The organism is Mesorhizobium sp. B1-1-8 (assembly GCF_006442795.2).
In the GTDB taxonomy this organism is placed as follows: domain Bacteria; phylum Pseudomonadota; class Alphaproteobacteria; order Rhizobiales; family Rhizobiaceae; genus Mesorhizobium.
On record NZ_CP083957.1, the window covers coordinates 95646 to 107071 of the forward strand.

An 11426-nucleotide genomic window follows, 5' to 3' on the forward strand; every position below is an offset into this window, starting at 1 on the left:
CGCTATGTTTGATCAGACAAACCTGCAGGTTTTGGCCAACCACGCCCGCGCGGCCGCCGAGAACATGGCCCACACGCTGCACCGCACCGCGCACTCCGCCTTCGTCAAGGAGACGCAGGATTTTACCGTCATGCTGATGGATCGCTCGGGCGCCACCTTCGCCGTCCCGATGGAACTCGGCGCCACCTGGTATCCGGGGCTTTCTTATCACCGCGCGATCGCGATGGTCGACGACTACCGGCCGGGCGACGTCGCCTTCACCAACGATCCCTATTCCGGCCACGTGGCCACGCATGCGCCCGACACGCATTTGTGGAAGCCGGTCTTCGTCGACGGCGAGATCATCGCCTGGACCGGAGGTCACATCCACAACACCGATATGGGCGGCGCGGTGCCGGCTTCGCTCAGCCGCGCGCTCACCGAGATCCACCAGGAAGGCATCCGCTTTCCGCCGATGAAGCTGGTGAGGGAAGGCGTCTTCGAAGAGATGATCCTGCGGATCATGAGCACCAATGTGCGCAAACCCGACCTCAACATCGGCGATATCAAGGCGCTGGTCGGCGCTCTCAACACCGGCGAGCGCAAGATCCAGGCGATGGTGAAGAAGTTCGGCAAGGCCGGCTTCATCGAGGGCGTTTCCGCTCTCCTTGACCATGCGGAGGCGCAGGCGCGCGACGTGCTGCGTTCCATGCCCGACGGCACCTGGGAATTCGCCGATTATGCCGACGAGGATTCGGTCGAGACCAATCCCTGCCGGCTGAAACTGAGGCTGACGATCAAAGGCGACGAGGCGGTGCTCGATTTCACCGGGTCCGATCCGCAGCTCGGCTCCTCGCTCAACGTGCCTTCGGGTGGTGATCCGCGCCACACCATGCTGCTCGTCGGCGTTTATTATGTGCTCTACACGCTCAACCCGAAGCTCCTGCTCAACACCGGCCTCACGCGTCCCTTCACCTGCATCGCGCCGCAAGGTTCGGTGCTCAACCCAGTCTATCCCGCCGCCGTCGGCATGCGTTCGCTCACCTGCGCGCGACTGCGCTCGGTCATCTTCGGCGCCTTCTCGCAAGCCCTGCCGGAGCGCCTGCCCGCAGCGCCGGCCGGCAACAACTGCATCGTCAACGTCATGACCACCGACGAACGCACCAGCCGGAGCGTCATCGCGGCGGTGAACCCGGTGGTGGGCGGCGGCGGCGCGATGCCGCATCGCGACGGGACCAACGGCTCGGGTGCGGATGCCGCTTATCTAAAGAACACGCCGATCGAGATCACCGAGACGGAGACCCCGGTCGAGTTCGTGAAATACGGGCTCGCCAGGGACAGCGGCGGCGCGGGCCGGTGGCGCGGCGGACTGGCGACCGAGATGGCCTTCCGCGTCTTTGCTCCCGACTCCCGGCTTACGGCGCGCAATCGCGACCGCAGCTTCTTCCGTCCCTGGGGTGTGCTGGGCGGCAAAGCTGCCGGCCTGTCGGACATGGTCGTCAATCCAGCAACCGTGCGCGAACGGCGGCTGGGCAACATCGACACGGCCGTACTGCAGCCCGGCGATGTGCTGGAGATCCGCTCCGCCGGCGGCGGCGGGCGCGGCGATCCGCATGAACGCGAGCCGTGGCGGGTGGCACAGGACGTGCGGCGCGGCTATCTCTCGCCGGCGGCAGCCGAGCGCGACTATGGCGTGGTCCTCCGCGACGGCGAGGTCAACCAGCAGGCGACCGCGCAATTGCGCGCACGGCACAAGTCGGCCGCCAGCCATTTCCACTTCGGCCCCGAGCGCGAAGGCTACGAAGCGCAATGGACGTCTGCCGCCTATGACCGGCTCCACGCGATATTGGATGCTTTGCCGATCCATTGGCGGTTCTTCGTCAAGACGGAGATTTTTCGGCGCATGAGAGGGCGCTCCGGGGCGGATGGCGTCCAGGCCGCCTTCGATGCGGTCTGCGAACGCTTCCCTGAATTGCCACGTCCCAGGCTGGGCCGAGAGGCCGCGGAATGAATACCGGCCGCATCGTCCGGCTGGCCGAGCGCGACCGGCCAAAGGTGCGTTTCGTTCTTGATGGTGAGATGCGCAGCGCGCTTGCGGGCGACACCGTGCTGACCGCAATGCTGGCTTCAGGACACGCGTTGCGGAGTTCCGAGTTCGGACCTGAGCCACGCGCCGGCTTCTGCCTGATGGGCGCCTGCCAGGATTGCTGGGTGTGGCAGGAGGAGGGGCCACGCCTGCGGGCGTGTTCCACGCCTGTCACCGAGGGCATGCGGCTCAGCAGGAAGCCGCCGGAGGGCTGGCCGTGAGCGACGTCTCATCGCCAAAAATCGTGATCGTCGGCGCCGGTCCCGGCGGCATCAGGGCAGCGGCAATGCTGGTTGCGGCCGGACTCCACCCAATGGTCATCGACGAAGGGCATCGCGCCGGCGGGCAGATCTATCGCCGTCCGCCTGACGGTTTCATCCGCAGGCCGGAACAGCTCTACGGATCGGAGGCGGCGAAGGCGCAGGCGCTGCATGCGCTGTTCGATCGGCTGGTGGCAGAGGGGCGGCTTACCCACCACGCAGGCAGCTCGGTCATCGCTGTTCGCGGGGGCCGGCTGCATGTTCTGGCGGAGGGCGGGGTGCAGGTGATCGGCTATGATCGGCTGATCCTTGCCACCGGCGCGTCCGATCGTGTCGCTCCGGTCCCCGGCTGGCAGAGTGCCGGCGTCTACAGCCTCGGCGCGGCGCAGATCGCGCTCAAGGCGCAGGGCGTGACGCTCGGACGGGGTATCGTGCTGATGGGATCGGGGCCTTTGCTGACCCTGGTGGGCGCGCAACTCCTCAAGGCCGGGGCGGATGTGGCGGCAGTGCTGGACACCTCGTCTTGGCGTCAGCAGATGCGGGGTCTTGGAGGGCTCGCGGCCCGCCCGTTGGTCGCACTGCGCGGTCTGGCGCTGAGAACCATGCTCCGCCGTCGCTATCATGCCGGCGTGATGCTGGAACGCATCGAGGCCGATGCTTCAGGTGTCATCGCGATGCGCTGGCGCGACGCCGGCGGACGGCAGCGCCTCACCCCGTGCGATATGATCGGCATGGGCTGGCATCTGCGCGCCGAGACGCATCTTGCCGACTTGACGGGATGCGCCTTCACCTATGACGAGCAATGGCAGCAATGGCTGCCGAAGACCGACGAGATGGGGCGGGCCGGCAACGGAGTCTACCTTGCCGGCGACGGGGCTCGTCTCGTCGGCGCGGACGGAGCGGAGATCGCGGGGCGTCTCGCGGCGGTGGCATGCCTCACCGATATCGGGCACGTGGCGCCTTCCGCCGCCGCCGATCTGCGCAAGCTCACGCGACTCGAGCGCTTTGCCCGCGGTCTGGCTACCGCTTTTCCTTGGCCGTCCAATATGGTGCGAACACTTCCCGATGATGCGATCGTCTGCCGGTGCGAGGACGTGACGACTGCAGGCGTGCGCGAGGGCACGGATTTCGGCGGTGGCGAGGCCAACCGGGTGAAGTCGCTTTCACGCGCCGGGATGGGGCGCTGTCAGGGGCGCTATTGCCAGCTGGCAACCGTCGAAATCGTCGCGGCGCGGGCCGGGTGCGCGGCAAAGGATGTCGGCCGGTTCCGCGGCCAGGCGCCCGTGCGGCCCGCGCCTATCGGCGCTTTTCTCCAAGAGGGCTGGGGGTCTGGGTAGCAACGGAACAGAAAACCTACATAAGGATTTCAAGGCTCTTCGTCCGGATCGGCGTTTTTTGGATCGCGTAGCGGCCTGAGTTCGCCTCGGGCCACGAATTCGGGAAGCGTGAAGGCGTATCGGCCGAGCATGTTGACATGTCTGAAGCCGAGCGGCGACAAGCGCGCGACATCCTCCGGCCTGACATCATACCCTTCGGCCACGAGTTGGTTGAGGGCGGCATCCGTGTAGATCGTGTTCCAGAGTACGACGAGATTGACGACCAGGCCGAGCGCTCCGAGCTGGTCTTCCTGACCTTCACGATAGCGCTGGCGCAATTCGCCGCGCTTTCCATGGAAGATGACGCGGGCGAGCTGATGGCGTCCTTCACCGCGATTGAGCTGGATGAGAATACGGCGTCTGTTGCTTTCATTGTCGATGAATCGCAGGAGATAGAGGGTCGTGATTAGGCGGCGAGTTCCTGCAGGGCGCGAGCAAGACGGGTTGGCCGGTCATTGGTCTGAAGGGTCCGAGTGAGGCCTGCAGCGTCACATCAAACCGGGGTTTATTGCAAAGCCGGGACGACAGAATCGACGCTATTGCGGTCGCTCGCAGCCGTTTGGCAAGATCGCAAAACGGTCACGACATAGTTTCTATGGTCCACCGGTGTGTTATCGGACATTGCCCATTGGCCCAATCAGATTACCGGCCTGCGAATCGACTTCTGGCTTCTTCAGTAGCCGGCATGAAGAGAGATACCGCATTGCCTTCCGGATCGCGGAACTGGAAAGTCTTGTTGCCCCACGGCATCGTCTTAAGCTCGTGTACGAGTAGTACGCTCTCTTTAAGACGCGCGTATTCCGCATCGATATCGTTGACTTGAAACTCGATGAAGACCGTGCGGTTGGCGCCTGGCTCGGCGCTGTTTTCTTGCCACAGTGGCACTGTCGCCTCAGAACCGATCGCGAGCACGGCGCCAGGCATGACGATTTCTGCGAATACAGGTGCAAGCCATTCTGCCGACACCCCCGTGACCATTTCGTAGAAGGCAACCATCTGCTTGATGTTGCCAGTGATGATGCGAATGGATGCAAATTTCATGACTATTTCCTGCGGCAGCGCGGCACCATTGCCGCGCATTTCAGAGCTTGTGTCATAGCGCTGCTGCCAGCATTATGGCAGCAGGAGTCAGCATATGCGTAGAGCCGATCGACTTTTTCAACTGATACAGATCCTTCGGCGTAACAGCCGACCGGTGACCGCTGCTGCAATCGCGCAGGAACTGGAAGTGTCCAAGCGCACGGTCTATCGGGACGTTGCGGACCTGATGGGGCAACGTGTGCCAATCAGTGGCGAAGCTGGTTTTGGCTATATGCTTCAGCCTGGCTTCGACATGCCGCCCCTGATGTTTACGCCAGACGAGGTTGAATCCATCGTTCTCGGCGCCCAATGGGTCGCGTTGCACTCGGATGCGGTGATCGCAAACGCCGCCCGTGATGTTGTCAGTAAGATCGCGGCGGTAGTTCCCGAGACACTGCGCCCGTTTATTGCGGAACCAAGCATGGGCATACGGTCGACGCGGTCGACGCCGAACGAGAGCATCGATGTTGCTCCTATCCGCCAGGCCATTCGAGAAGGGCGGAAGCTGCAACTTGAATATCGCTCGGAAGCAGGCGAGATCACGATCCGAACCGTCTGGCCTGTTATTCTTGGGTATTCCGAAACCAGCCGATTACTAGTGGCATGGTGCGAACTGCGGCAGGATTTTCGACATTTTCGCACTGATCGAATGTTGGCTGCGGACGTTTGTCCGGGCGCTATCGCCCTTCGCGATGGTGAACTGCGTCGGCGATGGCACACATGGCGCGAGAACCAGCTCGCCCTCCACTCACACGCCAGATGAGCGGCCTGACGCTTACGGTGTAATACTATTCTCTACAAGAAGAGAGAACGAGCCTGAGCCTTACAAGGCCGAACTCACATAACGGGAAATCGAGGCATGGAGGCTAATGTGCCCCAGCAGATCGAGAAGAGGACTGTCCGCAATCCACCCCGATGCCGTCCAGGCGGCCCCGCCTGTCTCTCTACGGCGCCCTATGTAGGTTTTCTGTTCCGTTGCTACTCAAACCCCAGCTGATGCGATTGCGAAAGTCGCGGCCGGCTCTAGAAGTCGGCGACCTTGCCCCAGGCCGATGTATCGAAGCGCCGCGGATCGTAGGATTTCGGGTCGACGATCGGTTCCGACCCGGTCACCAGATCGGCGAGCAGATGTCCGGCGCCGGATCCGATGCCGAAGCCATGTCCCGAAAATCCGGCAGCCAGGAAGAAGCCTGGAACGGGGTCAATCTCGCCTATGGCCGGCACGCCGTCCGGCGTGCTGTCGATATAACCTGCCCAGGCAGAGCTTATCCTGGTCTTTGCGAGGTCGGGCAGCAGTTCGAGCGCCCGCGCGTGTGTCAGGCGGATCGTCGCCTGATCCGGGACCGGATCGAGGATGCGCATGCGCTCCATCGGCGTCGGCCGGTCGAGCCGCCAGCGTTTCAGCGTCTCGTGGCCCGAAAGCACGCCTTGCAGCCCACCGGGCGCGAGGTTTCGCCACCGCTTCAGGAACATGGGGATGAAATGCGAGGAGAAGCGCAGCTGCTGCGGCGTCACGTCGACGCGTCCGCGCCCGCTGATGGCAAGGGTGTAGCCGCCGTCGCCGCGGCGCGTCGCCGATATCTTCGCCGTGTGCAGCGCGTCCGGCAGGCCTTCGGCGCCGGGCGAGACCGACAAAATGGAGGAGCGGATCGATGTCTGCGGAAAGCGGAAGCCGAGCTGCCGGCAGAAAGAGGACGCCCAGGCGCCGCCGGCCATCACCGCCAATTTCGTCCGGATCGTCCCGCCTTCAGTGACTACGCCGCTCAAACGCCCGGCGGCGGTCTCGATACCGCGCGCGGCGCAATTCTGCAGCACCGTGCCGCCAAGCCTAAGGACGGCGCGGGCGACCGCCGGAGCGGCCCGCGACGGATCAGCGGTGCCGTCTGTCGGCGAGAAGACGCCACCCTTCCAGGTCCGGCCAGTGGCAATGCCCCGTTCACTGGCCTCTCGAGCGTCAAGCATATGCGTGGTGACGCCGGCAGTCTTGGCGAAGTCGCACCAGCGCACCCAGCCGGCCAATTCCGCGTCGTCATTGCTGAGATAAAGCAGGCCGCAGCGGCGGAAGCCGGTATCCTCGCCGCTTTCGGCCGCAAAGCGCTCCAGGAGATCGAGGCTGCGGGTCGCCATCGGCAGTTCGCGGGCGTCGCGGTTTTGCTGGCGGCACCAGCCCCAGTTGCGGGAGGACTGCTCTGCGCCGATGCGTCCCTTTTCGACGAGCGCCACCTTCATGCCGCGCCGCGCCAGGTAGTAGGCTGCGAAGACGCCGACGATGCCGCCGCCGATGACCACCGCATCGGCGGATCGCGGCAGTTCGCTGGATGTCTCGATTTGCTGCAGTGGCGCGCGCATGATCCTCTCTTTCCTGACGCGCCAGTTTATCGGGTTGCGCAGGCAGCCGCTGCCGCAGTTGAGGCACAAGCAGAATTTTCTTCCGGCAATCCCACTGAAATCGCTAGTCCCTGCGTTTCAAAGCGGTATCCGCTCGGATGGACAGCGCAGCGGGGTATGGTAATTTGGACGTTCACCGGGGCGACGGCATTTTGTGCTGTGGGCCATCTTCCGTGGAGACGGCCGTGAAACTGGATCGAATCGATATCAAGATTCTGCACGAACTGCAGAAGAACGGCCGTATTACCAATGTTGAATTGGCCGACCTGGTGCATCTGTCGCCGAGCCCATGCCTGATGCGGGTCAAGAAGCTGCAGTCCGAAGGCTACATCGAGGGCTATTCGGCGCAGGTCAATATCGGCAAGCTCGGTCAGACGCTGACGGTGTTCACCGAGATCACGCTGAAGAACCACCGCCAGGTCGACTTCGCCCGCTTTCTTGCCGTGGTGGAGAAGATCGACCAGGTCATCGAATGCCACCTCGTCTCTGGCGGCTACGACTATCTGATGAAATTCATGACCGCCGGCATCGGCGAATATCAGACGATCATGGAGCGGCTGACCGACATGGATATCGGCATCGACAAGTATTTCAGCTTCGTGGTGCTGAAATCGCCCATCGTCAAGGCGCACATGCCGCTGCCCAGCCTGTTTCCGATGTAGTCGGCGACGGCCGCGCGTGGACTGTGGTTATCGCACAGGCACTTTACACGCCCGGCCGCAACATCGGATGCAGCGCCTTCAATTCGACTTGCATCTCGGCGATCATCCAGGCGCAAATGTCGGATACGATCGGTCGTAGCGGCCGTGAGCGTGGCGCAATCAGCTGATGGGTCCGGCCGGTGTTGACCTGCCTGTCCGAGGCCGGAACAAGCGTTCCCTGAAGCAATGCCCTCGAGACATTGCTGAGCCAGCCGAGCGCCACGCCTTCGCCGTTCATCGCCGCCTGGAGCACGACCGCGTAGTCCGAAAACTCCAGCCACTTTGCCCTGCCGGTCTTGCGGTCGGCCACTTTGCCCCAGGCGTCGAGCCACTGCTCCCTGTCGTCGCTCAGATGAAGCAGGACATGACCTTCCCCGGTTCCGACATGTATCAACCGGCCGTGCGCCGACAGGTAGGAGGGGCTGCACACCGGCACGATGATTTCCGGCGAGAATGGCCAGTGATGATAGTGCGTATCGTCATTGGCCAGGATTCGCGTGGCAAGGTCGACAGTCTCGGCCGGTCCCCGCAAAACGCCGGCGATGAGCTCGAACCTCAGCTCCACATCGGGAAATCTCGTGTTGAACGCCCCTAATCTCGGAACGAACCAGTGCGTTGCGAGAGAGCTCGAAAGCGAAAGGGTAACCACCGGCTTTGCGGCCCCGTTCCGCTTGATTCTCCGGATCACCTCCTCGATGCCGTCGAATCCCTCCCGCACGGCCGAATAGAGGTCACGCCCTTCTGCAGTCGGGGCCAACCGGGTTGGGCCCCGGGTGAAAAGAGCGACACCAAGATCGGTCTCCAGCTGGGCGATACTGCGGCTGATCGATGGTTGCGTGACGTTGAACTCCCGAGCGGCGGCCGTGAAACTTCCCGACCGGACAGCCGCCTCGAAGACAAGCAGCCCGCGCGCGGAGGGAACGAGTTTTGCAAAACAAGCCATACGCCCAGCGTATAGGCACCCCAATAATTTTCAAGCTTTCTCAAGCCCCACAAATGACGGACTATAACCTTCATGAATGGGATGGGGCACGACGTGAACATAGCGGCATCTCCAGCAGGCGGCCCATCCGGCGATCCTCTGCTTCAGCCGTTTCGGCTCAAGGGCCTGACGCTGCGCAATCGCGTCGTCAGCACCAGCCATGCCTCGATGCTCGACGAAGGTGGCCTGCCGCTCGAACGCTACCAGCGCTACCACGAGGAGAAAGCGCGCGGCGGCCTGGCGATGACCATGGCGGGCGGCTCAGCCATGACGTCGCCCGATTCGAGCTGGGGCGGCGGCCAGCTGGATCTTTCGAGCGATCGCATCATCCCGCATCTCCAGTCGCTCTCGCAGCGAATTCATCGCCACGGCGCGGCCGTCATGTGCCAAGTCTCGCATCTTGGCCGGCGCGCCACCGCCTATGCCGGTAACTGGCTGCCGCCGGTGGCACCGTCGCGTGTGCGCGAGACACGAAACCGGAATTTTCCGAAAGAGATGGATGCCGCGGACATCGACAGGATCGTCAAGGATTACGCCAGTGCCGCCAAGCGTTGCCGTGACGGAGGTCTGGACGGCATCGAGAGCGTCACTGGCGGCCATCTGATCGGCCAATTCCTGTCTGGCAGAACCAATAGGCGCATGGACGCCTTTGGCGGCTCGCTGGAAAACCGGGCGCGTTTCGGCCTGATGGTCCACGAGGCGATCCGCCGCGCGGTGGGTGACGACTTCGCTGTCGGCATCCGCTTCGTGATCGACGAGGCGGTCGAGGAGGGATCGGATTTCGAGGAATGCCTTGCCTTCGCCCGGCTGTTCGAGCGGCAAGGCCATATCGATTTCTTCAACTGCATCTTCGGCCGCATGGACACCGACCTGTCCCTGGCCGAGCAGAACATGCCCGGCATGTTCACCAAGAGCGCGCCTTTCCTGCCGCTGGTCGGACAGTTCAAACGGGAAACCAGGCTGCCCGTCATCCACGCCGCGGCCATCAGGGATATAGCCACGGCCCGCCATGCGATCCGCGAAAATCTTGTCGATCTGGTTGGCATGACCAGGGCGCATATCGCCGACCCGCACATCGTCAACAAGCTGACGCGCGGAGAGGAAGAACGCATCCGCCCCTGTGTCGGCGCATCCTACTGCCTGTACAAGAAGGTGCACTGTATTCACAATCCGGCCAGCGGCCATGAAACCACCATCAGCCACATCATTGACCGAGCTGAAACGTCGAAACGTGTGGTCGTGGTGGGCGGTGGTCCGGGTGGGATGGAAGCGGCAAGGGTCGCCGCCGAGCGCGGACACACTGTCAGCCTGCTTGAAGCCGGTGCAAGGCTTGGCGGACAGGTGCTCGTCGCGGCCTCCGCCTTGGACCGCAGGGACCTCATTGGCATCGTCGACTGGCGCGCGGACGAGCTTGTTCGCCTTGGCGTGCAAGTCCATCTCAACACCTATGCGGACGCAGAGGCCGTCCTCGCCGAGAAGCCGGACGCGGTCATCGTCGCCACCGGCGGCATTCCGGACATGGAACGGCTGGATGGTGCCGAACATTGCGATAGCGTCTGGGACGTCTTGACCGGGGTCGTGCCGTCAAAGGGCGATGTGCTGATCTACGACGAGACCGGACGTCAGGCCGCCAGTTCCTGCGCCCTGCATCTTGCTCGGCTGGGGCGCGTGGTGAGCCTGGCCATGGTCGACGACACCCTGGCGCTCGAGACCCCTTATCCGGAGCGGGTGAGTTTGCGCAAACTTGCCTCGGAGCTCGCAATCCGGGTCGTCGGCGACCAGCGCCTCGTCAAGGTGGCGCGCCAAGGCAACGGGATCGCCGCCAGGTTCCGGCACGAGCTCACCGGCGCGGAAACGGAAATGACGGCGGCCCAACTCATTGTCGAGCGAGGCACCGTGCCGATGGAAGACACCTACCAGGAATTGCGCGCGCGCTCCGCCAACAATGGCGTCACCGACATTGCGCTCATGACGGGAACGAGGACCAAGAAGGGGGATAATGCCCAAGCGCCTGGATCATTCGTCCTGCATCGCATTGGGGACGCGGTCGCCAGCAGGGACATCTACTCGTCGATCTACGAAGCCTACCGACTCTGCTCGCGATTGTAGACGCGTGCGTCCATGAAACTCGACCGGATTGACATCAAATCCTTTACGAGCTGCAGAAGAACGGCCGTATCGCGAATGTGGAGCTGGCAGAGCTGGGCGGTCTCTCCCCTAACCCCCAGCCTGTGCCGGTGAAGAAGCTGCAGGCTCAAGGCCATATCGTGCGCTATCCGGCGCAGATCGAGGGCCGGACGCTCACCGTCTTCACTGAAATCACGCTGGCCAACCGTCGCCAGATCAACTTCGCGCGGCGCCATCGACAAGGTCGATGGCGGCGTCGAATGGCCACCGCGTCTGCGCGCGTTATGACTATCTCTTGAAATTCGTCAGTGGCGCAATTGCTGAATCTCAGGCGATGATCGAGCGGCTTGCCGACATGAATATCGGTATCTACAAGTGTTTCGGTTTCATGGTGCTGAAGTCTCCCATCGTCAAGGCGCATATGCCGCTGCCCAGCCTTTCGATACA

Annotated in this window: 9 protein-coding genes and 2 pseudogenes; 7 read left to right on the forward strand and 4 right to left on the reverse strand. The window is 63.2% G+C overall.

The window, feature by feature from the left end; genetic code table 11:
- Positions 1–4: 4 nt before the first annotated feature.
- Genes FJ974_RS28150 through FJ974_RS28160 form a run of 3 tightly spaced genes read left to right on the forward strand, consistent with a single transcriptional unit; the run spans position 5 to position 3662 of the window.
- On the forward strand, positions 5–1990 hold the full coding sequence (locus tag FJ974_RS28150; RefSeq protein WP_140532121.1) for a hydantoinase B/oxoprolinase family protein: 1986 nt from the start codon (positions 5–7) through the stop codon (positions 1988–1990).
- Positions 1987–2286 carry a (2Fe-2S)-binding protein gene (locus FJ974_RS28155; protein WP_140532123.1) on the forward strand — a complete coding sequence of 100 codons (300 nt, stop codon included), beginning with the start codon at positions 1987–1989 and terminating at the stop codon, positions 2284–2286. The genes FJ974_RS28150 and FJ974_RS28155 overlap by 4 nt, the downstream gene beginning before the upstream one ends.
- Positions 2283–3662 (forward strand): FAD/NAD(P)-binding oxidoreductase, encoded by a 1380-nt coding sequence (locus FJ974_RS28160; protein WP_140532125.1) that lies wholly within the window; start codon positions 2283–2285, stop codon positions 3660–3662. The genes FJ974_RS28155 and FJ974_RS28160 overlap by 4 nt, the downstream gene beginning before the upstream one ends.
- Positions 3663–3691: 29 nt before the next feature.
- On the opposite strand, the pseudogene FJ974_RS28165 reads toward FJ974_RS28160, so the two are convergent.
- Together FJ974_RS28165 and FJ974_RS28170 are read right to left on the reverse strand one after the other, a co-directional pair.
- Positions 3692–4188: pseudogene (locus FJ974_RS28165) on the reverse strand (Tn3 family transposase); the annotation flags it as partial.
- A 155-nt stretch (positions 4189–4343) separates the two neighbouring features.
- Positions 4344–4742, reverse strand: coding sequence for a VOC family protein (locus FJ974_RS28170; protein ID WP_140532127.1), 399 nt, complete (start codon positions 4740–4742; stop codon positions 4344–4346).
- Between the two features lie 94 nt (positions 4743–4836).
- Between FJ974_RS28170 and FJ974_RS28175 the strand changes: the two genes are divergently transcribed.
- Positions 4837–5544, forward strand: a complete 708-nt coding sequence (locus tag FJ974_RS28175; protein ID WP_140532129.1) for a helix-turn-helix transcriptional regulator — start codon at positions 4837–4839, stop codon at positions 5542–5544.
- A 260-nt stretch (positions 5545–5804) separates the two neighbouring features.
- On the opposite strand, the gene FJ974_RS28180 is transcribed toward FJ974_RS28175, so the two are convergent.
- Positions 5805–7130, reverse strand: coding sequence for an NAD(P)/FAD-dependent oxidoreductase (locus tag FJ974_RS28180; protein WP_140532131.1), 1326 nt, complete (start codon positions 7128–7130; stop codon positions 5805–5807).
- A gap of 224 nt (positions 7131–7354) precedes the next feature.
- On the opposite strand from FJ974_RS28180, the gene FJ974_RS28185 reads away from it, so the two are divergent.
- Positions 7355–7831 (forward strand): Lrp/AsnC family transcriptional regulator, encoded by a 477-nt coding sequence (locus FJ974_RS28185; RefSeq protein WP_140532133.1) that lies wholly within the window; start codon positions 7355–7357, stop codon positions 7829–7831.
- A 43-nt stretch (positions 7832–7874) separates the two neighbouring features.
- On the opposite strand, the gene FJ974_RS28190 is transcribed toward FJ974_RS28185, so the two are convergent.
- Complete coding sequence (locus tag FJ974_RS28190; RefSeq protein ID WP_140532135.1) at positions 7875–8813, reverse strand: LysR substrate-binding domain-containing protein; 939 nt, start codon at positions 8811–8813, stop codon at positions 7875–7877.
- 81 nt (positions 8814–8894) lie between these two features.
- Here FJ974_RS28190 and FJ974_RS28195 point away from each other — a divergent pair, with 81 nt between their 5' ends.
- Together FJ974_RS28195 and FJ974_RS28200 are read left to right on the forward strand one after the other, a co-directional pair.
- Positions 8895–10961 (forward strand): FAD-dependent oxidoreductase, encoded by a 2067-nt coding sequence (locus FJ974_RS28195; RefSeq protein ID WP_413468377.1) that lies wholly within the window; start codon positions 8895–8897, stop codon positions 10959–10961.
- A gap of 12 nt (positions 10962–10973) precedes the next feature.
- Positions 10974–11418, forward strand: a pseudogene (locus FJ974_RS28200) (AsnC family transcriptional regulator); the annotation flags it as partial.
- Positions 11419–11426 lie beyond the last annotated feature (8 nt).

What these genes read in the sequence shown, in the direction of transcription:
- FJ974_RS28175 (WP_140532129.1), top strand. Translation starts at nt 4,837, where the DNA reads ATGCGTAGAGCCGATCGACTTTTTCAACTGATACAGATCCTTCGGCGT.
- FJ974_RS28150 (WP_140532121.1), top strand. Translation starts at nt 5, where the DNA reads ATGTTTGATCAGACAAACCTGCAGGTTTTGGCCAACCACGCCCGCGCG.
- FJ974_RS28195 (WP_413468377.1), top strand. Translation starts at nt 8,895, where the DNA reads ATGGGGCACGACGTGAACATAGCGGCATCTCCAGCAGGCGGCCCATCC.
- FJ974_RS28180 (WP_140532131.1), bottom strand. Translation starts at nt 7,130, where the DNA reads ATGCGCGCGCCACTGCAGCAAATCGAGACATCCAGCGAACTGCCGCGA.
- FJ974_RS28190 (WP_140532135.1), bottom strand. Translation starts at nt 8,813, where the DNA reads ATGGCTTGTTTTGCAAAACTCGTTCCCTCCGCGCGCGGGCTGCTTGTC.
- FJ974_RS28155 (WP_140532123.1), top strand. Translation starts at nt 1,987, where the DNA reads ATGAATACCGGCCGCATCGTCCGGCTGGCCGAGCGCGACCGGCCAAAG.
- FJ974_RS28170 (WP_140532127.1), bottom strand. Translation starts at nt 4,742, where the DNA reads ATGAAATTTGCATCCATTCGCATCATCACTGGCAACATCAAGCAGATG.